20 protein-coding genes are annotated in these 25,558 nt (G+C 34.1%); 17 read left to right on the top strand and 3 right to left on the bottom strand.

Annotated features, from left to right (window positions below):
• The 12 genes from SULAR_RS05020 to SULAR_RS04965 all read left to right on the top strand — a co-directional run.
• The coding region (locus tag SULAR_RS05020) for a DegT/DnrJ/EryC1/StrS aminotransferase family protein (protein WP_008243655.1) at nt 1–1,097 on the top strand (1,097 nt) is incomplete at its 5' end.
• Nucleotides 1,097–1,648, top strand: coding sequence for a DapH/DapD/GlmU-related protein (locus SULAR_RS11445; protein ID WP_008243653.1), 552 nt, complete (start codon nt 1,097–1,099; stop codon nt 1,646–1,648). The genes SULAR_RS05020 and SULAR_RS11445, both read left to right, overlap by 1 nt.
• Nucleotides 1,645–2,742: a glycosyltransferase family 4 protein gene (locus SULAR_RS05010; protein ID WP_008243651.1), complete on the top strand. Its 1,098-nt coding sequence runs from the start codon at nt 1,645–1,647 to the stop codon at nt 2,740–2,742. The genes SULAR_RS11445 and SULAR_RS05010 overlap by 4 nt, the downstream gene beginning before the upstream one ends.
• 71 nt (nt 2,743–2,813) lie before the next feature.
• Nucleotides 2,814–4,019: a glycosyltransferase family 4 protein gene (locus tag SULAR_RS05005; RefSeq protein WP_008243649.1), complete on the top strand. Its 1,206-nt coding sequence runs from the start codon at nt 2,814–2,816 to the stop codon at nt 4,017–4,019.
• Between the two features lie 113 nt (nt 4,020–4,132).
• Nucleotides 4,133–5,350, top strand: a complete 1,218-nt coding sequence (locus SULAR_RS05000; RefSeq protein WP_081501840.1) for an O-antigen polymerase — start codon at nt 4,133–4,135, stop codon at nt 5,348–5,350.
• A complete protein-coding gene (locus SULAR_RS04995; protein WP_008243645.1) occupies nt 5,343–6,857 on the top strand; it encodes a hypothetical protein in 1,515 nt (504 codons plus the stop codon). Before SULAR_RS05000 ends, SULAR_RS04995 begins: the two co-directional genes overlap by 8 nt.
• On the top strand, nt 6,854–7,984 hold the full coding sequence (locus tag SULAR_RS04990) for a glycosyltransferase family 4 protein (RefSeq protein ID WP_008243641.1): 1,131 nt from the start codon (nt 6,854–6,856) through the stop codon (nt 7,982–7,984). The genes SULAR_RS04995 and SULAR_RS04990 overlap by 4 nt, the downstream gene beginning before the upstream one ends.
• Nucleotides 7,981–9,033, top strand: coding sequence for a CapA family protein (locus SULAR_RS04985; protein WP_008243640.1), 1,053 nt, complete (start codon nt 7,981–7,983; stop codon nt 9,031–9,033). Before SULAR_RS04990 ends, SULAR_RS04985 begins: the two co-directional genes overlap by 4 nt.
• A gap of 1 nt (nt 9,034) precedes the next feature.
• Entirely contained in the window at nt 9,035–10,345 is a 1,311-nt protein-coding gene (locus SULAR_RS04980) for a coenzyme F390 synthetase (RefSeq protein ID WP_008243637.1), read from the top strand.
• A 16-nt stretch (nt 10,346–10,361) separates the two neighbouring features.
• Nucleotides 10,362–12,506 (top strand): bi-domain-containing oxidoreductase, encoded by a 2,145-nt coding sequence (locus tag SULAR_RS04975; RefSeq protein ID WP_008243634.1) that lies wholly within the window; start codon nt 10,362–10,364, stop codon nt 12,504–12,506.
• Nucleotides 12,507–12,568: 62 nt separating this feature from the next.
• Nucleotides 12,569–14,167 carry an alginate lyase family protein gene (locus SULAR_RS04970; RefSeq protein ID WP_008243631.1) on the top strand — a complete coding sequence of 533 codons (1,599 nt, stop codon included), beginning with the start codon at nt 12,569–12,571 and terminating at the stop codon, nt 14,165–14,167.
• Nucleotides 14,164–15,384, top strand: a complete 1,221-nt coding sequence (locus tag SULAR_RS04965) for a glycosyltransferase family 4 protein (protein ID WP_008243628.1) — start codon at nt 14,164–14,166, stop codon at nt 15,382–15,384. The genes SULAR_RS04970 and SULAR_RS04965 overlap by 4 nt, the downstream gene beginning before the upstream one ends.
• Nucleotides 15,385–15,394: 10 nt before the next feature.
• On the opposite strand, the gene SULAR_RS04960 is transcribed toward SULAR_RS04965, so the two are convergent.
• Nucleotides 15,395–16,642, bottom strand: coding sequence for a nucleotidyltransferase family protein (locus SULAR_RS04960; protein ID WP_008243626.1), 1,248 nt, complete (start codon nt 16,640–16,642; stop codon nt 15,395–15,397).
• 361 nt (nt 16,643–17,003) lie between these two features.
• On the opposite strand from SULAR_RS04960, the gene SULAR_RS04955 reads away from it, so the two are divergent.
• The 4 genes from SULAR_RS04955 (at nt 17,004) to SULAR_RS04940 (ending at nt 21,783) form a co-directional block, all read left to right on the top strand.
• Entirely contained in the window at nt 17,004–17,615 is a 612-nt protein-coding gene (locus tag SULAR_RS04955) for an outer membrane protein (protein ID WP_008243624.1), read from the top strand.
• Between the two features lie 120 nt (nt 17,616–17,735).
• Entirely contained in the window at nt 17,736–20,033 is a 2,298-nt protein-coding gene (locus SULAR_RS04950; protein ID WP_008243622.1) for a tyrosine-protein kinase family protein, read from the top strand.
• Nucleotides 20,030–20,770: a tyrosine-protein phosphatase gene (locus SULAR_RS04945; protein ID WP_008243618.1), complete on the top strand. Its 741-nt coding sequence runs from the start codon at nt 20,030–20,032 to the stop codon at nt 20,768–20,770. The genes SULAR_RS04950 and SULAR_RS04945 overlap by 4 nt, the downstream gene beginning before the upstream one ends.
• Before the next feature lie 8 nt (nt 20,771–20,778).
• Nucleotides 20,779–21,783: a glycosyltransferase family 4 protein gene (locus SULAR_RS04940; protein ID WP_008243617.1), complete on the top strand. Its 1,005-nt coding sequence runs from the start codon at nt 20,779–20,781 to the stop codon at nt 21,781–21,783.
• A 22-nt stretch (nt 21,784–21,805) separates the two neighbouring features.
• Here SULAR_RS04940 and SULAR_RS04935 read toward each other — a convergent pair whose 3' ends face one another.
• Both SULAR_RS04935 and SULAR_RS04930 read right to left on the bottom strand, forming a co-directional pair.
• The gene (locus SULAR_RS04935) at nt 21,806–22,369 is read right to left on the bottom strand and encodes a hypothetical protein (protein ID WP_038000155.1); all 564 of its coding nucleotides are present in this window, start codon (nt 22,367–22,369) and stop codon (nt 21,806–21,808) included.
• 274 nt (nt 22,370–22,643) lie between these two features.
• Complete coding sequence (locus tag SULAR_RS04930; protein WP_008243613.1) at nt 22,644–24,593, bottom strand: TonB-dependent receptor; 1,950 nt, start codon at nt 24,591–24,593, stop codon at nt 22,644–22,646.
• Nucleotides 24,594–25,126: 533 nt separating this feature from the next.
• Between SULAR_RS04930 and SULAR_RS04925 the strand changes: the two genes are divergently transcribed.
• Nucleotides 25,127–25,555, top strand: a complete 429-nt coding sequence (locus SULAR_RS04925) for a hypothetical protein (RefSeq protein WP_008243611.1) — start codon at nt 25,127–25,129, stop codon at nt 25,553–25,555.
• The last annotated feature ends 3 nt before the right edge of the window (nt 25,556–25,558 follow it).

The following is a 25,558-nucleotide window of genomic DNA, read 5'->3' as shown; positions in this document are numbered from 1 at the left end:
CTTGGAGAAATATAATGATTAATGTGACGAAAACATATTTACCAAGTAAAGAAAAATATCAAAAATATGTTGATGAAATCTATGCTAATGGATGGGTTACAAATAATGGTCCTTTTGTAAAAAAGCTTGAAAAAAAACTAGCTGAATATCTTGGTGTAAAAAATATAGTTTTGGTATCAAATGGAACTGTGGCTCTTGAGATAGCTTATAGAACATTAGATATAAAAGGTTATGCCATAACAACACCTTTTTCTTTTGTGGCAACAACAAGTTCTCTTGTGACAAATGATATCAAACCTATTTTTGCTGATATTGATCCTCAGACTTTAAACGTAGATTCAAATAAAATAGAAGGCTTAATTACTCCAAACACTTCTGCCATTGTTCCGGTGCATGTTTTTGGAAATGGATGTGATGTTGAAGCAATAGATAAAGTTGCCCAAAAATATGGTTTAAAAGTTATATATGATGCTGCGCATGCTTTTGATGTAAAGTATAAAGATGAAAGTATTTTAAACTATGGAGATATATCGACACTAAGTTTTCATGCGACAAAGCTCTTTCATACTATAGAAGGTGGTGCTTTGATTATCAATGATGATGATTTAGTTGAAAAAGCAAGGTACCTCATAAATTTTGGTATCGAAAATACTGAGTCTATTCCTGAACTTGGGACAAATGCCAAAATGAATGAGTTTGAAGCAGTTATGGGCTTGTGTATGTTGGATGAAATGGAAATAGTTTTACGAAAAAGAAAAGACGTTTTTAGGTTGTATGAAAAAGAATTAAGTGGAATAGTTCAGTTTCAAGAAAAAAATAATTATTCAACACAAAATTACAGTTATTTCCCTATTATCTTAAAAAACGAAGAACAGTTGTTAAGAATTCAAAATGCATTAAATGAAAAACAGATTTTTCCACGAAGGTATTTTTATCCTTCACTTGATACATTAGATTATATTGAGCCTAAACAATATTGTGAAATTTCAAGAGACATCTCTAAAAAAATATTATGTTTGCCTATATACCCTGAATTGGAAAAAAATAGTCAGAACAAAATCATAGAGATAGTAAAAAATACAATGAAAGGATTATAGTGGATAAATATAAAATTCCAAATGTAAAAACGTTTGAATATACCAAGATTATTGGTATAGAAAATATTGATTTTGGAAATTATGTAATAATCGATGATTTCGCATTGATTTATGCAAAAGAGAAAATTAAAATAGGCAATTACGTGCATATTTCATCTTTTACATCCATTACGGGTGGTGGTGAGGTGATTATGGAAGATTTCAGTGCTATTTCGTCCGGATGTCGAGTTATTACTGGTACAGATGACTTTAAAAATAGTGGATTTGGAAACTCTACAATTTCAAATGAATTTAGAAATGTAAAAACAGGAAAAATTAAAATAGGAAAATTTGCCATTATTGGTGGAAATAGTGTTATTTTACCAGGTGTCACTATTGGAGAAGGTACATCAGTGGGTGCAGGTTCAGTAGTTACAAAAGATCTTGAACCTTGGGGTATTTATGTTGGGAATCGTAAGATCGGCACAAGGGATAAAGAGGCAGTAATGAAAAGTTATGAAAATTTTCTTTCTTTGTCAGAAGAGCAGAGGGTAGGGAGTTTGTTTCAGTGAAGAAATTTGTTTATATTTCAAACCTAGCAGTTCCCACTCAAGTAAAATTTTGTGAGGAATTAAATGACTTTTTAGATACTGAAATGTGGTTTTATGAGCATATGAATGAAACTCGACCTTCTTGGTGGAAGATAGAGCTTTGCAGCAAGTGTAAAATCATGGAAAAACTACTTATAAAAAAGAATGGGAAATACTTTACATTTGATGTATTAAAAAAATTAAACAACTTTAATCCAGATATTGTCATGTTAGGTGGATTTAGTATACCTTCAAATTATATTGCATATATTTGGGCACGATTTCATAAAAAACGGACCATCGTCTTTACCGAAATAAGTCGTGACAGGCAAGGAAAGTTACGTCCTTATAATTTTATTTGGAAAATATTAAGTTATTTATATAAGGACGCAGACTATATATTTACGTCAAACGATGATGCCGCTAAACAATTTAAAGAAAATTTTCATTTTGGAGATAAAGTAATATCAACTCGTTATGCTTCTGATCTTGATACACATTTAAAACATCCACTTAGGATTAAAAAAGAAGAATATACTTTTCTGTTTGCTAATAGGTTAATTAACATTTATAATCCATTACTTGCGATAGAAATTTTTTATGATATTGTTCAAAAAATGCCTAAATCAAAATTATTAATGAATAATCAAGGCATACTAAAAGAACAATGTGTTGAAAAAATAAAAAGTTTAGGAATTGAAAAAAATATAGAGTTTTTAACAGATATCAAAGCATGGGATGAACTTTCTAGTATCTATCAAAGAGCGGATATATTGATTTTTCCGGCAATATTTAGTAATGGTAACTTTACAATAAATGAGGCTATGGCATCAGGTTTAGGAATAGTTGTTAGTGATGAAATTAATGGACATGGTGATACTCTAAAAAATGATGAAAATTGCTTTATATGTGAAGTTAATAAAGATAGATTTGTTGAAAAGATATTAATGTATATTGAAAAACCAGAACTTTTTTCAGTACATGGAAAACAAAATAAAAGTTTGATGCAACCCCTTTCTATACGCGGAACTGCAAAATTTTATTATGATACATTTCAACTACTTGGATTGATTTGATTAATTATAAGAGTAGTGTTTGTTTTTTTAAAAGTAGAAAAACCATAAATTATTTTAGTAGGATTAAATAAATGAAAAAATATGTCGTAGCTTTTGCTGGGAAAAGAGATTTGTACCAAGTGCCTTTAGCTTTATATGAGGACAATTTACTTTGCAAATTAAAAACTAACTTTTATGCACCAGATAAAGAATCAATATGGTACAGGTTTTTACCAAAATATTTAAAAAAAGGTCATATCGATGGATTACCAAAAAAAGCTGTTGATTCTGATATTAAATCTTTGGTGGCTCTTGCATTAAGAAAGTTTTTTAAGTTGGATCATTTTACTATAGATTATTATATAGTAAAGTCACTATCGTTAGGTGCAGCTAGAATAGCTGAAAAAAATGATTGTGATTTATTTTTATATAGTGGATGTGGATTATGGGCATTTGAAAAACTTCCCAATAAGAAAAAAGTACTTTTTCAATATCATCCTCATTCAGAGGGTATTAAAGGTATTTTAGAAAAAGACTATAATGAATTTCCTGAAGTCTTATGGTCATATCAAAATGAAATTGACACTTCAAGTAATGAAGACCCTAGGATCAAAAAATTAAATAGTGAATGGAAATTGGCTTCACATATTATTTGTGCAAGTAGTTTTACAAAACAGTCTTTAATAAATGTTGGTTGCGATGAAAATATTATTTCTGTTGTTCCTTATGGATTTTCAAAAAGTACAGAACAAATAAATATTAGAAGTGAAAAGAATGAAAAATGTAAATTTCTTTTCGTTGGACAAGGTATTCAAAGAAAAGGATTACATCATTTAATTAAAGCGTGGGAATTGGCAAATACAAAGAATGCTGAATTAACATTGATTTGTACTCGTATTGATCCAGGTATAAAAAAATTAATAACTGAAAATACAAACATTGTTTTAAAAAATAAAGTTTCAACAGAAGAATTAAATAATTTCTACTATCAGTCTGATATTTTTATAATGCCTTCTTTAGTTGAAGGTTTTGGACTTGTATATCTTGAAGCTATAGAAGCAGGCTGTTATTGTATTGGGAGTAAAAACACAGGTTTACCTGATTTAAATTTACCTGAAAGTGTTGCTGATATTTGTAGCGCTGGTGACATTGATAGTATTGAAAAAACAATAAATAATGGTTTTAAAAAATGGGAGAATGATGAACTAGATAGAGAATCTATTGCAAATCATGCATCACACTGGACATGGAATGATTTTAGAAAAGGGATTACTCATGTTCTTAATGATCTTAAATAATTTAAGAATAAAAGTATAAGCATGGAAATGACTCTCCTCTTTACTCTTGAAGCAAGTTTATTTATTTCTATGTATTTTTTTGCATTTAAAAATGGTTACATGAAACACTTGGGATTTATTTATGTACTAAGTATAATGTTGTTTTTTTCTTTTTATCTCCATTTTATGGTTATGTAACAAATATAAAAAGTTTGTTTGGTAATTATATTTGGGATTATTATGCGAATACAATATTAAATTATACATATGCTTTAACAAGCTTTTTTTTGGGATATTTACTATTTTTGAATAAACGAAAAAAAGTAAAATTAATTTCAATACAAAATTATGAAAAATTTAGTATTAATTTTGTCAGAGTGGGTATGCTTATAGGCGTTCTAGCTTATGTTTTATGGGGGATAACTTCTGGAAAATCATTGCAAAATATATTTTTGCTTGGGCTATTAGGTTTCCAGGACAAAGTAAATACAGCAGTAGAATTGGGTGGCAATAATTATTTAAAATTAATGATAGAAATATTTATACCAATTCTTTCTTTAGCTTTATTTACATCTATGAAGAAGATAGAGTTCTCTTTCTGGTTATTAATAACAATAGTTATTTATTTGTCTCAAGGCTTTAGGTATCGAATAGTTTTATTATTAATATCTTTTTCATTAATTTATTTATTCAGAAATAAAGTAAGTATAAACAAAATATTAAAACTCAGTTTATTGGTAATTCCAATATTGATTTTATTACTAGAATTTACACAATATAGAAAATCTATTCGACAGAGTGTAGTAGGTATTCAAACTGAATTTCAAGTAAATGATCGTCCCATATTTGATACTTTATTTGCATCTTCAAGAAATTATTTAGCTAATGCATCTTTAATCAAGTATATGGTTGAAGAGAATATTACTTATGGTTATGGCGATACTATGATAATGCAAGTTTTTATTAGAATGATGCCCTCATCCATGTTTAATAACGGAGTGAAACCTGATCCAAGAGGTTTAATGATTTCAAATAAATCATGGGGAAATCGTGATGCTATGTATGCAGGTGAAGCTTATGATGCCGTGGGTGGTGCCTATTATGAACTTGGAAGTTTGGGAGTAATAATATTTTTTTTATTGCTTGGATTTATTGTTGGTTATGTAAATAGAAAAATGTATTCAGCAAAAAATGTAGAGCAATTTGTTTTATATGTTATTATAATCTCAAGTTTTTTTCAACTTTTAACCCGTGGTTATTTACCACAATTCTTTTTCACTTTTGGATTTATGATGCTTCCTTTTATTATAATTAAGCTTAGAAAATCAAAGAAAGTTGTGATACATGTCTAGAGAGAAAACAATATATACAACTATAATCTTTAATTTTTTTGTTCAAATTGTAAATTTTGCATATAAATTTCTATTAACTCCTTTTTTGTTAGATGCATGGGGAGATTTGAAATACGGAGAATGGTTAACATTGTTTTCATTTATTACCTCTATTTCGTTGCTTAATTTTGGAATTGCAAAATTTTATGGAAATAATTTAAGAGTAGCATATATTGAACAAAACTGGCTTAGTTATAAAAAGATCTTTTCGGAAGCTCTGTGGGTAAGTATTGCTATATTTTTAATAGCTTCAGGAATTCTTGTTGTGATTGTCAATTACATGTCCATTACAACTATTTTAAATTTATCTCATTGGCCTAAAGAAGAAATACAATTATCTATTATTCTTTTAGGTATGAGTATCGTAGGGATGATACTCTTAGAATTAGCTTCGTCTCTATATGTATCTGTTGGAAAATATAGTTATAAGCCTCTTTTTGACATGATTAATCTAATTGTACAAATATTATTAATTATTTTCTTTTTATCAAAAGGTGCTGGAATAGTGGAAGTTTCTGCAATTATTCTATTTTCTGTATTGGCCATAACCGTGATTATTATAATAATGTTTGTTAGATTGCATAAAAAATTAATTTCAGTTGATTTTCCAAATAGATTTAAGGATTTAAAAACTAATATCGCAATTAGTAGTAACTTTCAATTAATAACATTATCACAGTTTTTTATTTTGCAAGGAAGTGTTCTTCTTATCAGTAATCAAATAGGTGCATCTTTTGTAGCATTATTTGTAATTACAAGGACAGTTACTTCAAGTTTAGGACGACAAGTTACACAAATTATATATAATGGAATATGGCCTGAATTAACAACGTTGTATGCGGAAAGAAATTTCAATAAAATACAAAATATACACGCTATGTTAATAAAATTTTCATTGGTGGCAAGTACGTTGTTCTCGATATTTATAATTTTATTTATTGATAATATTTTTAATCTTTGGCTTTCGACAGATAAATACTTAGACTACACTCTTGTTGGACTTTTTTTAATTTATTTAATAACATTGCAAACTTGGTTTCCCTCATCTTTTCTTTTAATGGCAAATAATGAAGTTAAATCACTAGGTAGATTATCTTTTTTAAGTGCTTTTACTTTTCTAACTTTTGGTTTTTTTTATGTTGAAATATATAATTTGTATGGATTGTTGATAGTTATGATTATGATAGATTTGATAATTTTGTTTACTACTATTCCATATATGGCAGCGAAATCATCAAAAGATAATACATTTATGATTTATAAGAATATAATAAAATCTATTTTACCAATGATAATATTTTTTATTTTTTATTTTTTATACCCAATAGAAAATTTTCTTAAAGATAGCAGCTTAATATCTAAAATAATATATTTTCTAATATTTTCTAATTTTTTGATTTTATATATGTGGTCTTTTTCATTTTCAGAATATGAAAAAAAATATATAAAAAATAGGATTCCCTTATGAATATCATTATAAATACTTCAAACCTATACGTTGGCGGAGGCTTACAAGTAGCACTCTCATTTATTAATGAACTAAAGGAATTGAATAAACATTATCAATATCATGTGTTTCTTTCTATAGCAGTTAGTGATCAAATAGACGAAGATTCTTTTTCTGATAACTTCCATTTTTATCTTATAAAAAAATCACCTGCATCTTTGAAGACAAGAAAGGCAATTTTAAGAAAATTAGACACTTTGGAAACGTTGATTAAACCAGATATTGTTTTTACAGTTTTTGGTCCTAGTTATTGGAAACCTAAAACAAAACACCTTATGGGTTTTGCTATACCATGGTTAATTAACCCACAATCAAGTGCATTCACTCAACTACCTTTGTTAAAAAGGTTAATAGTACGAGCAAAACTTTTATATCAAAAAAAGTATATAAGAGAATATGCGGATTATTATGTTGTTGAATCGTTAGATACAAAAAATAAATTAAGTAGTGTATTAGATATTTCAAATCATAAAATAGAGGTTATTGGAAATACTGTTAGTAAACTATACTTTGAAAAGGAATTTAGTAACTTTACTATGCCTGAGAAAATGGATGACGAAGTTCGTTTTATTACTATTTCACATAATTATGCACATAAAAATTTAAAAATTATAAATAAACTTATACCTTACATAGAAAAAATAGAAATACCTATCCGTTTTTTTGTAACCATTGATAAACAAAGCTATAAAACACTATTTAATGGATTGGAAAAGTATGTACTGAATTTAGGACCAGTCCAAGCTATTGACTGCCCATCTATTTATCAACAAAGTGATGTTATGTTTTTACCTACATTATTGGAATGTTTTAGTGCATCTTACCCTGAAGCAATGAAAATGGAATTGCCAATTTTAACATCAAATTATTCTTTTGCAACAGATATTTGTGGAGATGCTGCACTTTATTTTGATCCACTTGATCCGAAAGATATTATGGATAAAATTCAGATGTTGATCAAAGATAAAAAATTAAGGATTGACCTGGTAGAAAAAGGTAAAAAACGACTTGAAAAATTTGAAACATCAAGAAGCCGAGCAGAAAAATATCTTTTACTTTGTAAAAGTATTGTAAAGGAAGAAATATGATATTTTGTGGTGATACAGTTTTTCCAAATAAGTATTCTAAAAGTATTCTTGAAGAGACAGATATAGATTTTTTACGAAAACAAAAAATTGTTAATTTAGAAAGTCTCATTAAAATTGAAGAGATGAAAAAAACTGCAAAAGGGATAGGTCTTTCTTCAAATAAAGAAATCATATCATTTTTGAAAGGTTTAAATGTGGCATCTTGCTCTCAGGCAAATAACCATATTACTGATTTTAATACTTCTATCAACAAACAAAAAGAATTTTTGCACTTAAATGGAATTGGCTCTTTTGGTGCAGCTGACACATTGGAAGAAGCATCAAAGCCTGCTTTCTATTCAGAAAATGATGTGAAATATGGTGTTCTTGCCTTTGGATGGGAAGTTATAAGTTGTAAAGGTGCGACAGAGAGTAAAAAAGGTGTTAACCCATTGAGATATGACAATGTCATTAAGCAAGTAAGAAGTTTTTTGAGTGAACATTCTAAAGTTAAACTGGTATGTATTTTTCACTGGGATTATGAATTTGAACTATATCCACAACCTGCACATAGACAACTAGCTTTTCAATTGATTGACTTGGGTGTTAGTGCTATCATTGGTCACCATCCACATATCGTTCAGGGATTTGAAATATACAATAACAAACCAATTTTTTATAGTCTTGGCAATTTTTATTTTCCAGATGCGAACTACAATGGCTATGAAATGAAATATTCAGAAGAAGCAAAAGAGGGCCTGTGTGTAGAATTGGCTGATAATCTTAGTGAGATTACTCTTTATTGGACATACTTGGCAGATAATAAAAGACTTTTAGTTACAAAACAAGAAAAGCTACTTGAAAGTGAAAAATTAAAAGAGCTATCTACTTTTTCAGGAATGGTTCATGATGAATATATTCAATGGTTTAGTAATAATAGAAAGAAAAGTAAGGGCTTACCAATTTATAAAACTATAGATTCTAAACTCGAGACATTTTTTAATAACCAGCTTGTTAAATATCGTCAATCATTTATTGATTTACTTGTACGTGCAGGAGTGAAGAAATAAAATGAAAGCCAAAGTTTTTATAAAAAATGTGGTGTCCAATATCCCTTATAGCATTGGACACTATTTTACACATGTACCATTTTCATGGCGACTTGGAAATGCGTACACTAACTCTCAACGCTTGATAGAAGAATATTCAAACTTGTCTGAAGATGAGAAGAGTGGATATCTTCTTGACAGGCTTAATGCTGTAATTTCGCATGGATCAAATAATTTTGAATTTTACCGCAAACTTTTTCAAGATCATAGTGTAATTGGTAAAGAGTTAAAATACTTAGATGAGTTCTCTAAATACCCTATAGTCACCAAAGAGATGGTCAGAAAGCATACGGATGAGTTTAGCGGGGCAATGCGCATAAATACTGGAGGAACCTCCGGTGAGCCATTTAGTTTTTATATAGATAAAAATGCATTTGCGAGGGAATGGGCACATATGCATTATATCTGGTCGTTGAAAGGTTACACTAAAACTGATATTAAAATCACTCTGCGTGGTAAAAACCTTGGAAATAAGAACATTATTTACAACCCCGTACATAATGAGTTTGTGATCAATACCTATAAAAGTGTTACAAGTTTTAAAAAAGAATTGATCGAGTTGTTTAGTAAGTATAAGGTCAAGTATGTACATGGGTATCCTTCAGCAGTGTATGAGTTCTTCAAAGAACTTGACGGTCTGTTGGATAATACAGAGAGGAGTATTATTCAAAGCAATATTGTTTCATGTCTTTTTGGTTCTGAGTTCCCTGTACCCTATATGGTTAATTATTTACAGAATAGATGGGGAGTGGATTATATATCATGGTATGGACATAGTGAAATGGCTATCTTGGCGTATGATGAAGAAAAAAAGAATCATTACAAACCATTAATGACGTATGGGTATGCTGAAGTCGAAGACAATAAACTTATTGGAACTTCATACAATAACTTTGACATGCCATTAATCCGCTATGATACTGGTGATAGAGTCGAAGAGAAGAAAGATAAAAATGGACTGCTAGAATATTTCTCAATCAATGAAGGCCGAGAAGGTGACTATATAGTTGATAAAAGTGGAAAAAAAATTCCATTGACAGCTCTTATTTTTGGTCGTCATCATAGAATGTTTGATATAGCTGATTTTATCCAAGTAGGACAGAATGACAAGGGTATCGTTACTTTTTACATTACACTCAAGGATAGAACAAATGTTGATATTGACAATTTAGAACAGTATTTTGATTTGAGTAATGTTGATATCGAATATAAGTTTGAGCTTCAAGATAGTCCTATACGATCTAAGATTGGTAAAATTAAATTAAAAATATAGAGGGAGAATATACAAGATGAAACAACTTATACAAAGCTTTAAAACAGGAGAACTAGGTCTTTTCGATGTACCAGCACCAATATGTCAGGATAATGGAGCATTGGTACAAACAACAGTTAGCTTAGTAAGTGCGGGAACGGAGAAGATGCTGGTAGACTTCGCGAAGAAATCTATGTTGGCAAAGGCAAAAGACAGACCAGACCTTGTCAAGCAGGTAATTGACAAGATGAAAAAAGAAGGAGTGAAAAACACTCTTGAAAAGGTCTTTACTAAACTTGATACACCTATCCCTCTTGGATACTCACTAGCAGGTCGTGTACTGGAAGTCGGTGCAAATATGAGTGGTGTTAATGTTGGGGATAGAGTAGCCTGTGGAGGTGCTGGGTATGCGAACCATGCAGAGATAAACTATGTGCCTAAAAACCTGATGGTAAAGATACCTGATGGTGTGGATGATGTAGATGCTTCGTTTGTAACAGTTGGGGCTATCGCTCTACAAGGTGTACGCCAGACAGAACCAAAACTTGGTGAACGCGTGGCAGTGATGGGGCTGGGGCTTTTGGGACAACTAACGGTTCAGCTTCTTAAAGCCAATGGTTGTAAGGTCATCGGTTCTGATGTTGATCCAGATAAGATAGAGCTAGCTAAAAAGCTTGGTGCTGATGAAGCCTGTCATGCTGGTGAGCTGATCTCTAAGGCAGCTGAGTTTAGTAATGGACATGGAGTGGATGCAGTGATCATCGCAGCTTCTACGTCAAGTAATCAACCTGTTATAGATGCAGCTGAGATCAGTCGTATGCGTGGACGTGTAGTATTTGTCGGGATGGTAGGGATGGATATCCCTCGTAATGACTACTACAAAAAAGAGATCGATTTACGTCTTTCTATGGCGTATGGACCAGGAAGATACGACCCTGAATATGAAGAGAAAGGTAATGACTACCCTTATGACCTTGTACGTTGGACAGAACAGCGTAACTTTGAAGCTTTCTTAGGACTCATAGAAGAAGGTAAGATCACACCTAAAGATCTCATAACTCATAGCTATGACTTTGATGATGCTATGACAGCCTATGATCTGCTTGAAGGGAAGATCAAGGAAAAGTACCTTGGCATTGTTCTTAATTATAAAAGCGAGATCAACCTAGCAGAACATAAAGTTGTCCAGCGCAGTGACAAAGCAGTAACAAGTGATAAGATCAATGTTGGATTGATAGGGGCAGGGAACTTTACCAAGTCGGTGATCTTACCAAATATGCAAAAGGTCGGTGATTATGAACTTGTAGGACTTTGTACTGCAACGGGTGTAAGTGCAGAAGGCACGGGTAAGAAGTATGACTTCAAGTACATAACAACTGATAGTGATGAGGTCTTTAAAAACTCTGAGATCAACTCTGTTTTTGTAACAACGCAACATAATGACCATGCAAGCAAGGTCATCAAAGCCATGGAAAATGCTAAACACTGTTTTGTAGAGAAGCCACTATGTATCTATGAAGAGGAGCTGGAAGATATCAAAGCAGCGTATGATGGAAAGTCGATCTTGCAGGTTGGGTTCAATAGACGTTTTGCACCGATGATCGAAAAGATGAAAGCCAAGTTGAACGGACAAGTTTCTATCAACTACCGTGTCAATGCTGGAATCATCCCAAAAGATGTTTGGATCCAGGATAGAACTATCGGGGGAGGACGCATTATCGGTGAGGTATGCCACTTCATAGATACATGTAGTTATCTGATCGGTAGTGACGTTGTGAGTGTATATGCAACAACCGTGCAGAAAGCGGACCAGTCCATACCTGATGAGGACAATGTCAATATCACACTGAACTATGCGAATGGCTCGAGCGCAACTATCGGTTACTATGCGTATGGCGGAAGTGCTATGCCAAAAGAGTATATTGAAGTGTTTGGCAATGGGGTGAGTATGCAGATGACTGACTTTAGAGAACTAGTTGTATATCAAGGATCTAAAACGGATAAAAGCAAAAGTGCGAATCAGGATAAAGGCTTTGTCAACGAATTTAAGGCATTTAAAACTTCTGTACAGAGTGGAACACCAGCAATCAGTTTTGAAAGTATCTACAATACGACCAAAACAACTTTCAAGATCCTGGAATCGATCAGAAGTGGTCAGGTAGTTTTTGTGGATAGTAAATAGTGTGATCTGACACCATCTTCAATTCACATAGGCGATAAATATAAGCATAAAAGGAAAAGTCAATGTTTACAATAGGAAAATTTTTTAATACAGTAAAATATTTGAAATTTACTCAGATAAAGTATCGGGGTTATTATACTCTGCGTTCAAAAATACGAAAACTTACAGGATTTTCCTACCCCCTTATCAAAAGTGCATCACCTGTTGACCTGATATTACAGGCAGGTATCACTACGCCTCCTTCCTATCTGGGAGAAAACAGTTTCCGGTTTTTGAATATATCGCATAGTTTCGATAAGATTGATTGGAACTGGCGTGATGAAGGGCATTTATGGACATTTAATCTGAACTATTTTGACTTTATCAATCAGGAGGATATCCACAAGGATGAAGCTATTCGATTGATCTATGATTTTATCGATAAGATCGAAACTGTCTCTTTGGTAAATGGACTAGCTGCTTATACCATCAGTTTAAGAGGAATGAACTGGATAAAATTTCTAATTCGACATGGTATTAGAGACAAAAAGATAGATGATTCTCTTTATGCACAGTATATGATTTTGCTGGATAATCTAGAATATCAATTTATGGCTAATCATTTACTGGAAAATGGTTTTTCACTTCTTTTTGGTGCATACTATTTCAATGATGAAGTACTCTATGTAAAGGCAAAAGAGATATTGAAAGAGCAGTTATCTGAACAAACACTGGAAGATGGTGCCAACTTCGAATTAAGCCCTATGTATCATCAGATCATACTGGGGAGAGTGCTCGATTGTGTGAATCTGATGCAGAGTAATGAGTGGAAGTATGATGAGTTAATGGGCATAATGGAAAAAAAGGCAGAGGTCATGCTCGGATGGATCAATGCCATTAGCTTTAAAAATGGAGAGATCCCTCTTTTGAATGACAGTGCAAATGGCATTGCCCCTATGACAGAGCAGCTTAATTCTTATGCCGATACTTTACAAATCAGTCATCCTGGTCTAAGTACATCGACATATCTACTCAAAGAAAGTGGCTACCGTATGATACGAAAAGAGAAGTATGAGATGGCAATAGATGTGGCTAATATCGGTGCAGCATACAACCCTGCACATGTTCACAGTGATACGTTTACTTTTGAACTTTATGTGGACGGTAAACCGTTTATTGTAGATACGGGTACCTCTACCTACAATAAAAACAGTAGAAGACATATAGAACGCTCCACTTTTTCTCATAATACAGTTGTTGTTGGTGAAACAAACCAGAGTGAGGTCTGGGGTGGTTTTAGGGTGGCTGACAGAGCAAATATTGTAGAGCTTGAAGAGAAAGAAGAAAGTATCAGGGCAATTCATGACGGCTATCAGAAACATTTTAAAGTGATGCATCAAAGAGAATTTATGACAAAAGATGAAGTGATCAAGATTATTGATAAGATTATTCCGGAGACAAAAACAACTATGTCTATTGCAAGGTTACATTTCCATCCTGATGTGGAAGTCTTTCTTAAGGATGGACATGTGATTGCTGATGGTAAAAAGATCACTTTTTTGGGTGCAGTGAAAGTGATGCTGAATTATTATCAATATGCACCTGAATATAACAGATTATATGAGTCGAAGGTAGCCGAAGTGGAATTTTATGATAATCTTGAATGTGAGATATTGCTGTGAAAATACTCTTTATAACTGATAATTTTCCTCCTGAAGTCAATGCTCCAGCGACTAGAACATTTGCACACTGTAAAGAGTGGGTCAAAGATGATGTAGAAGTTACTGTAATTACTTGCGCACCAAATTTTCCGCATGGTAAAGTGTATAATGGCTACAAAAACAAATTTTACCAGACTGAGATGATTGAAGGGATTAAAGTCATACGCGTATGGAGCTATATAGCAGAGAATAAAGGATTTCTTAGAAGAACACTTGATTATATGAGTTTTGCTTTTTCATCTTTTATTGCTGGTTTGTTCGTTAAGACAGATGTGATCATCGCTACATCTCCACAATTCTTTACAACATGGTCAGCAAGTATGCTTTCGACACTGAAGCGTAGACCATGGATATTTGAACTCAGAGACATTTGGCCTGCTTCCATTCGTACGGTCGGGGCCTTGAAAAAAGAGAGCATATTGGATTTTTTTGAGAAGATAGAGATCTTTTTGTACCATAATGCAGATGGTATTGTAGCCGTTACAAAGTCTTTCAAGACTGAGTTGGTATCAAGAGGGATTGACCCTAATAAAATAGATGTCATTACCAACGGTGCGGATCTTTCACTCTATAATATTGAGAATAAGGACCAGTCACTCTTGTCGGAACTGGGTCTTAATGATAAGTTTATCATAGGATATGTAGGTACGCATGGCATGGCGCATAGTCTTGACTTTGTTGTAAATTCTATTGCAGAGATTGAAGATGAAGAGATACATTTCCTTTTTATAGGAAATGGTGCAGAGAAGAAAAATATTATGGAGATTGCCGATAAACTGGGATTGAAAAATATTACTTTTTTGGATTCTGTACCTAAGCAGGAGACAGTAAAGTATCTCTCCATCATAGATGTTTCGTTATCACCATTAAAAAAATCAGAGGTATTTAAGGGTGTGATCCCATCTAAGATATTTGAAGCAGCGGCTATGAAAAAACCGATACTTCTGGGAGTAGAAGGTGAAGCCGCAGGAATTATCAAAAGATACAATAGTGGATTATGTTATGAGCCAGAGAATAAAAAAGATTTCTTGGAAAAGATAGATCTTTTGAAAAAGGATAAGGAACTTTATACTGAACTGCAAAAAGGATGTGAGGTCATGTCTAAAGATTTCGACAGAAAAGCATTGGCAGATAGCATGCTAGAAATCGTAAGATCTAAAAAGCTACTTAATCAGTAAGGCGTTTAAGTTATGCTTTCTTGGGCTTTATAAAATATTTTTTTATCAAGAGATAAGGGCGGATAAAATAGTAGATCCAATACAACCCTTTTGGCAGATCAACATACCAGTATTCATTGAATGATGGTTTGAGGATGATTTTGTGTAAGTAAAGTAATTGTTCTTTGATGCCTGGAAAGAGTTTGAGCCTTGTCTTTGTTTTTTGAAAAGTACTTTTAGGCGTTTGCCAACTTTCCAAGACAACGTCTGAGAGGATATCGAGCTGTTGATACTTTTTGATCTGTTCCTGAATCACTGGTGGCAGAGGTGTTGCAAAAAGTGTGGTACATAAAGAAAAGCCCAGAAAGATCATCTTCTCAAAACCTGTCCCCTTTGATTTTTCTATCACTTTTGCCCAATTAATCTCATTTTTACGAATTAAAAGATCAATATCTTTGATCCATTCAATTCTCTCCCACAAATGTTTGGAACCATGAATACAGAGATAGATAAGTAGATTTTCGTTTGAAAATGTATCAATAGGGTAGCTATTGAGTTTTACTTCTTGTGTTTCTTTCCAAAAATCTTCAAGGTCAACCTGCATAGGATAGTCTTTATCTAAAAGTGACCAATGCATTTCAAAGTGTACACTTTTGTTAGGATGAATGAATCCGATATCATGTGCATACTGTATATATACTTTTTCTTGGGTAGGTGTTATGTCTAAAAGCCGTTGATAGCCTTCTTCTTTTAGTAAAGTATCAATCTTGTATATGTCTTCTTTTCTTGTCAATACATCCAAGTCTGCATACTGCCGAAGTGTTATGTCCCCATATGCCATCTGAGAAAGTACAGGGCCTTTAAAAGCTAAGGCTTCGATATTATTTTCTTTGAGTAGTTTCATAATGCGAATGAGTTCGGCAGACATAAGCATGTTTCGATGAGAAATACTCATATAGTGAGCTTTTAGCTCAGTGAGTATTTCAGTATTCAGCGTTGAGCGTTGAGCGTTAAGATTATCACTGCACCCCTCTTTCATTTTAATGACAAGGGTATCGGAATTTAGTTCCGGATGTGATAAGTGTTTGATAGTTTTATAGATGAGTGGGAGAATACCATGCTGATTGGCTAGGCTAATCAAAGTGTTAAGCTCTAACTCTTCAGCGTTAAGATATGAAAAGATGAAGTTAATATCATCTTCAGATGGATCTATCTGACAACAGGCGATGAGAAATAATAGCTCATCATTGAGCTGTGGATTTTTATGTTTAATTGACATAATAAGATTATATCGTTAAGACCTCATAATATGTTGAAAGACAAATTTTGTAATGCAACTCTGTGTGGCTAAAGTATTATGTCTAATTTTGAAACTAATTTTTAATTTATCAGAGGATTTTAGGGGTATTTTAAGGGGTATTTTTTATACATATTCTATATAAGTTCCTAAAAATAGTTTTATATGAATCCTGGTGCCTCATTCAAATTTACCAAATATGACACAAATATGACATCTTTAAGCTATGATGCTGGCTTAATATGGTGCAGTGGTTCCAGATGAAGGAAACTTACTGTTGAATATAATTATGAAGTAAAGCATAAAATAGTATAATTTGTGTATTAAAAAACAAGGGAAAAGAATGAAAAAGATAGTACTTTCGGTATGGGCAGTTACGGCGTTAAGTAGTTTAGGGTTTGCAGGTGGAGACATGAAAGATGTTGAACCTGCAGTTGAACCAGTCGTTGAAGTAGTAGACGCAGAGACGAATTTCTATGTGGGGCTTGGTATCACTGCTTTAAGTACACGTGATGCTGAGATCTCTGTTGATTGGGGTGGTACTGATAGACAAGACAGACTGGGAGTTCTATCTTTTCTTGTAGGATATAACTTAAATGAGTATTTTGCTGTAGAAGGTAGATATACTCAATCTTTCTGGCATGATGATCAGACTGAGATGAACGGATGGAGCTTATTTGCAAAACCGCAATACCCTCTAAGTGAAGACTTTTCTGTTTATGCACTTCTTGGTTATGGTGGGGTTAATTTGGACGGTGTAGATGGTTATCTTGTAGATTATGATGAGAGTGGTTTCCAATGGGGACTTGGTGCGAGTTATGGAATTACAGAAAACTTCTCTCTCTTTGCTGACTACACTTTCCCTGGAAATGATATGGATGGTAGTTATCAGGGTGATAATACAGTGAAGGCAGATGTAGATGCATTTACTGTAGGTATAACTTATAATTTTTAATCTTCTCTCTTTGAGTCGGAAAACATGGCTCAAAGGGAAACCCTCTTATATCATTCAGATATAGGATACTCATTATTTTATACATTTAAATATATAATACATTAAACTCTAAGGAACAAAATGAACAGAGACAACATGCACATAGATGAAGATGAAATAGATATTAAAGAGATATTTAGAACCATATACCGATATCGGTATATGATACTTCTTCTTGTGGTTGTATTTGGTTTTGTCAGTAGTTATTATGCGTACTTCAAACCTAATGTGTATCAGGCTTCGGCAACGGTTGAGGTAGGTTTGGATCAACGTGGTTATGGAAGTCAGGATATGCTGGCGATGGCTATGGATTCCGGAACCATGAATGCAGATACAGAGATGGAGATCATCAAATCCAGATTTCTTACAGAAAAGGCACTTGATGAGGTAGATTTTTCTCATCACTACTATACGACGAGAAGATTCAAAGAAGTTGAGCTTTATAAAGCGAGTCCATTTCAGGTAGGGATGCTCGAAGGGTATGATATTTCTTTTGATTTGTATCCGGTCGATGAGAATAGTTATCGTTTGGTAGTAGAAGAGGCTGAAGACAGCGAGGGTAATATATGGTCTTATGATGCAGTACACTCTTATGATAAAGAGATCGTCACAGCATACTTCCATCTCAATGTCACTAAAACCAACGAACCAGATGATGAAAAGTACCGTTTTGTAGTATTTGATCCTAAAGATATAGCTAGCTATGTGCAGGGAGGAGTAAGTGTAAGTCAGAAATCAAAGTATTCGGCTATCTTGGAGATCTCTTATAGTGATAATGTGGCTTTACGTGCCCAAGAATTTACTAATGCTTTGGCTAGAGCTTACATAGAGCAAAACATAGAGAAGAAGACACAGGAAGCAACCCGTAAACTTACCTTTATCGATAATCAGTTGAAATTGATCACGGAAAACCTGAAAGGTTCAGCGATCAAACTTGAAGAGTTTAAAAAAACATCTAATACCGTCAGTTTAAGTGCAAAAGCTGAAAATATCATTCGTCAGATGAGTGAATCTGAAACGAAACTGACAGAGATATCTATAGAGTTGGAGATGCTGGGTACACTGTATGAACAGGTCAAGTCCGGAAAAAATCTTGAGAGTATCACAATAGCAGGATTGGATAAGGAGGCCTCTTCACTCTCTTCTATGATCAAAGAACTTCAAGATGCTATCATGAAAAAAAGGATCTTGCGTGAAGAGTATACTGAGATGTTTTCTGAGGTCCGTAAACTAACTAAAACGATTGAGCAACTTAAGAAGCTGATCATTTCTACGATCAAGAGTCTCAATAAAAGCATAAAAGAGCGAAAAGAGTTGATCGGGAAGTCTATACTGGAACAGCAGAAGCTTCTTAATACACTTCCTGCAGATGAGCGTATGTTTGGGCAACTGCAGCGTAAGTTCGTGGTGAATGAGAAGATATACTCTTACTTGTTGGAGAAACGCTCAGAGACAGCGATCATTAAAGAATCTACCGTCAGTAAGAACAGGATCATCGATGAAGCACTTTACCCTGGGTTTCCGATCAAGCCTAAGCGAAAGTTGATCGTACTAGTAGGTTTGATTCTTGGTTTGATCTTGGGGATCGCAGTTGCCTTTTTAAGAGAATTTCTGGATGACCGCATCAAAGCGGAAGAGGATGTCACCAAGGTAATAGATGTACCTATATTAGGACTTATTCCGCATATGAAAGAGGTTAATGATAAGGGACAGGTATTTTCATCGCCGAAATCTGCTTTGGCCGAATCTTTTAGGAATATACGTACTAACCTGCAATTTATGGCAAGAGATAAGCATGCCCATGTCATAGCAATCACTTCTACAGTGGGTGGAGAAGGGAAAACGACAACCTCTATCAACTTAGGCGGGATCATGAGTATGGCAGATAAGAAAACCGTCATACTCAATCTTGATATGCGAAAACCGACACTGCATCAGAAATTTGGACTTATAAATAGCAAAGGCATGAGTACCTTACTGTCAGGTCATACGGCTTTAGGAGAAGTGATCCAGAATACAGAGTTTGATAATTTAGACATCATCACTTCTGGACCTGTACCGCCAAACCCAAGTGAATTGATACAGAGTCCTTTGATGGAAAATGTACTGGAAAAACTGAGAGAAGAGTATGATGTGATCATCCTTGATACTCCTCCGATAGGCCTTGTAACGGATGCAAGAACATTGATGCATTTTGCAGATACTAGTATCTATCTGCTTAGAGCGGATTACTCTAAAAAAGGTTTTTTACGCAGTATAGATAAACTTTCTAAAGAAGAGATCAGAGGGTTAGGTATCTTGCTCAATGATGTGAAGATGGATAGAAGTGGTTATGGTTACGGTTATGGCTATGGGTATTATGAAGAAGACAAGAAATGATCTTTCCTTTCTTTAAAAAAACAAAAGAGAAAACAAGAGGACCTGTGCTGAAAGTAGACCTTCATTCACACTTCATTCCGGGAATCGATGATGGTTCCCAAAGTATGGAGGAGAGCCTCTCTCTTTTGAAGGGGATGGAGGCACTGGGTTACGAGAAAGTGATCACGACACCGCATATCATGATAGATGTCTACCGTAATACACCTCAGATCATCAAAGAGGGATTGGATGCTTTACGAGAAGCAGCCAAGTCTGAAGGGATAAGACTAGAGATAGAAGCGGCTGCAGAGTATTATCTGGATGAAGGGTTTTATGATCAACTTCATAGTGATGAAGTGATGAGTATTGATGGAAAATACCTTCTTTTTGAAACTTCCTATGTGACTAAACCTTTACAGGTCGAAGAGATGATCTTTGAAATATCAGCTGCTGGGTATATTCCGCTCATGGCACATCCTGAACGTTATCGTTATGTGAGTGATCCATTAAAAGAGTATGGCAGATGGAAAGAGCTTGGGGTACTGTTCCAGCTTGATCTGAATTCCTTAGGTGGTCACTACGGCAGAGATGCTAAGAAAAAAGCAGAGATACTCTCTAAACATGGGATGATCGATTTCTTAGGTTCGGATATACATCATCTCAAACAGACGAAATTCTTGGATGATGTTTTTTACAGTGAAAACTACACAAAAGTATGGGAAAATAATACGATCTTGAACCATACGCTTAGATCATAGGACTTCATATGTATTTGGGCTTTGTATTTATTTTTATCATCTCTTTGGTGTTGGTTGGCTTTGTAAAACATTATGCAGCAGATTTGGGTTTGATAGATGTGCCTAATGAACGCAGTACTCATAGGAATCATACACCAAGAGGTGCGGGAATAGGATTTTATCTTGCGATCGCTTTGGTGCTTCCTATTTTTTATTTTGATGTGATACTTTCCTATGCATGGACATGTACTGCCGTTTTTCTTGTTTTCATAGTGGGGCTACTGGATGATCATCGTGATACCTCTCCTAACACTAAATTCATTGTGATCATACTCAGTACGGTGCTGCTTTATTTTGACAATATTGTGATCGATCATTTGGGTGTATTTTTCGGGTTTGAACTTTCATTAGGATGGGTTGCACTTCCCTTTACCATATTTGCGGTAGTCGGGTTTACCAATGCACTGAATCTGATAGATGGACTTGACGGACTTGCAGCTACAGTGAGTATAGTGATACTTGGAAGTTTCTTTATAGTAGGGTACACCTATGATGATCTCTTTATGATGATGATGTCTGGGGCATTTATCTCAGCACTTTTAGGATTTCTTGTATTTAATTGGCACCCAGCTTCCATCTTTATGGGAGACAGCGGTTCTTTGACCTTAGGGTTTGTGATCTCACTATTGGCGATTAAGTCACTGGCTTACTTACCTACAGTTAGCATACTATTTATAGCGGCAATTCCTATCTTGGATACGTTAGTAGTCATGGTGCGTCGAAAGATAAAGGGGAAATCTATCTTCTGTGCAGACAGATGTCACATTCATCATATATTGCGGCACTTTTTTGCAGAAGATACACGTAATACGGTACTTTTTTTGGGGGTATTTCAGGCGATCTACTCTTTGACCGGTTTACAGCTGGAGAAACATATGGATGAAGGATTCTTACTGATACTTTTTTTACTCAATGGGGTACTGATGTATATGTTTCTTGCAGCGATGATAAAGAGACAAAAGCGAAACTGTTAATCGCTTTGTCTACGAAGCTTCTTTATACTCTTTTAAAACTTTTTATAATTAGAATAATTACCACCAACTCAACAGCTATCAGTAAAAAATGCAGGTCATAGACCTGTGTTTGGTTATCCTCTATGCTGTAATGTGTAAGGATCTTGTAGAATAGATATGCGAGCCCCATGCCTAAAAGGTATCCTACCTGTTTAACGGTATCGAGCTTGGTTAAAAGGGTATCTGTTTTGAGCAAAAGTGTTTCAGCTCTTATAAGATAATTGCCAAACACAAAAGTGATCTGATAACCGATGTAAAGCAGCAGGGCGGTTTGATAGTTGTAAGAGGCATAGAGAAAGTAGAGCATGGCTAAGAGTAACACACCTTCTACAAAGAGTGAGATCCTGAAAAACCACTCTGCATTGAGTATGGTATGGTAAAATCTTGCAACGATCAGCATACCCATGGCAAGCAAGACACCCCCTATGGAATAGATAGAGGGTTCAAGCGGTGCATAAAGTGTAAATATGGCACCCACACTCAATCCCAAAAAGAGGGAATTGAAGAACTTGTACCGGATGAACCATAAGGGGATAATTTTTAACATAAGTGATTATATCCTACTATTTTATAATCCTCGAGTAACACCCGGGAATCTATATGCTCAGTTCCAAGAACATTCTTGATCTTATATGATTTCCTCATATATCAAACTGCGGTGATGTTTCCCCTTTCGTTTTTTAGAAAAATGAAACAAAAAATCGACATCACTCTCAAATCGCTTCGCTTTCAAGGGTGTTCATAATGTCAAAGGCGTACTTTATACGATAAATGGGGCACATCATCACCAGTTAAACTGAGGATGATGAGTATTTTAGAAACTAGAAACTATACTTTATACCTGCTTTTGCAGTAGTGGTGTAATTCATAGGATAGATAGCGTCATCATGTATCCAAATCCCATTTTTTTGATTAAATATATTGTTTACCTTTGCAAAAAACTCATAATTATCTTTTGTATAGGTCACTGCAACATCCGTAGTATTGTATGCCTCTTGTTTTTGAGAAAAGCTGTTACCAAAATCTTCTGCTGCATAAGCATCTGAGCGGTACACTTCTGTGAGTGATAGTGTAGTATTTTTATTTGGTAAATAGTTAAGTGTAAGTTTTAGGTTATGGTTTGAAACCCCTGGAAGTTTTTTATTGGAATAGTTTTCACCATTTTCAGTCTCTTCATCTATAATAGCTTGAACATAATTGTAGTTGGCAACGATATTGAGTGCATCATTTAGAATGTACTTGTCGTATATATCTAAACCATACTTGTGTGATTTATCGATGTTAGTATTTCTTGAGTTAGTATATCCTGGATCAGAATAGTAATAAATTTCATCTTTTAAATCAATGTAGTAAAGCGATATTTTTAACTTGTTTTGCTTAGAAAAGTAAGTGTAGCCAATTGTATAGTTGTCACTTTCTGATGGCTTGACATAGCCCATGTATCCGCCACTAAAATAATCAAACATTCTGTCAAGAGATGCAGTCTGATATGCGTGTGAATAGTTTGCAAAAAATGAGCAGTTTGTATTTAGGAGATAATTGAAACCTAACTCCACCCCATGAAGATTTTCCTTTTCATTATCTCCACTTGATTCATTAAATTTCATCTGCTCATATCTATATCCAGCTTTGAGTCTTAGTTTGTCTAGATAAAACTCAGATATGATAAAGCCAGCTTGATTGTTCTTTTCCATATCCAGATCAACACTGTAGCTGTTTACATAGTCTAGATCAGCATAAAATCCATCAAATCCAACTTTTAGAGCAAAAAGTTTTGTCGCATATTCTACATATGTTTTTGCAAGTGTATAGCTGTAGTCGGAATCACTAGTAGAACTATAAAGTGGAAGAGTATATTCAGATTTTTTCTTTTCATTGGATAAATCGATCGAAATTGATAATGCATCATTAAGATAATAACTTGCACCGATATTTAGAACATTTGAATTGTATTTTTGTATGGAGTGGTAACTCGAGCCATACTGATTTGAGCCTATTTGTGATGGATCAGTGTTAAACTCATTGAGTGTCATAGTTCCCATATATATCACATTAGTATGCGTAGTATTTGCTCCTAGACGTAACTCTAACTTATCATTTGGTGTGTAAGTTCCATTGAATGCAAGAGTTGAAAATCTATTTTCATCTTTATTTCCATTTGTATCGATATGACGAATACCATCGCTCTTCTGTGTTTCACCACTTAGATTTATAGAAATTTTTTCATCAGCATGACCAATATAAAATGCACCATCAATCAGTCCATAAGTTCCTGCATAAAAAGTGAGCTCTTTGTCATTACTTTGTTTTGTAATAATGTTGATAGCTCCTGCATTGGCTCCATCACCACCTAGGACTATACCGCTTGATTTGATGATCTCAATTTTTTCAATAGATGATGGAGAGATGGAAGACAAGAGTTGCGGCACCATATCCACATTATTCATTTTCCGACCATTAATGGTTACAACAATGTTTTGATAGCCGTCACCAACACCAAAACCTCTCATATCAATCTTTTGCATAAATGGATTTCCATAAGCATTCGTTGTAAAAACAGATGTAGCTTTGTTTAAAAATTCATATACATTTTGAACATGAGCTTGTTCAATGTCTTGTGTTGTGTAAACTTCAATTGCATCAGCAGCTTGAAGTTCATTAGTTTCAATACCTGTAGAAGTTATTATAAGTGGTTCGAGTGTTTCGCCTGCATAAGTGTTGGATGTTAGTAGTAGTGTAGCCGTGATGAGGCTGAGTGACTTGAATGTCATAGGTTGTTCCTTGTTTATTTTGTATGTAATATTTTAGTAGATTAGTAAAAAATGGATAAACAGGGAGGTGAGGTTTTGTACTCGTGGTAGATAAAGGCTTTTTTATGGTACTGAAAATTGCTGTCGATCCAACACAACTTTGAAAGTGTGGAGTACATGGCGATGACGGCTAATGAAAAGTAGTTTTTATTGTGGCCTCTAAGATGTTTCATGGGCGGATTGTACAGAAAAATTCTTTATGTTATACTATTCAACTCCTGAGTTTCGTCATCTGAAAATCGTACAAAGTACGCCACCTGTCATGGTGAACGACCTTGTAAGCAAAGCGATTCGAGAACCATGACGATTTTTTGTTTCGTTTTTTCTAAAAAAATGAAAGAGGAAACAGCTCCACAGTTTGGGGTGTGTAGAAGTCATGCAAAACTAAAAAAATGCATAAACTGCAGCTCCACAGGTGCCCGTAGGAAATGCCCTTGGGTGAGCCCGAGGATGACGATGGAATGAGTTATACTATGTAAAAAAATGGATAATAGATGAATTACAATACTTGGTTTGAATCACATGGTAAGAAACACCAGAATATTATGAAGAAACTAGAAAATTTGAGTGATGATGAAGTCATCACATACTTCAGGTTTGAAAATATGGTGGAAAAGGAACCGGATTTCTGTTTTCTCTATAAAGACAAGAAAAAGTGTCATGAGATGGAGGAACTGAACTGCTACCTCTGTGCCTGTCCCAACTTTCGTTTTGATGATAATGGGCTTTCCAAAGAAGAGAATCAAGTGCTCTACAGCAGATGCAGTATCGAGTCCAAAGATGGTGCTCAGTTTGTCTCTGATGATGCTATCCATCAAGATTGTAGTGGTTGTACAGTGCCACATCATGAAGATTATATCAAGAAGCATTTTTCCAGAGACTGGTTCTCCATCATGAGAAAGGTTAAACAAAATCAAGTATAATCG

It is taken from the genome of Sulfurovum sp. AR (genome assembly GCF_000296775.1).
Lineage (GTDB): Bacteria > Campylobacterota > Campylobacteria > Campylobacterales > Sulfurovaceae > Sulfurovum > Sulfurovum xiamenensis.
This window is presented reverse-complemented; position numbering and strand designations above follow the sequence as displayed.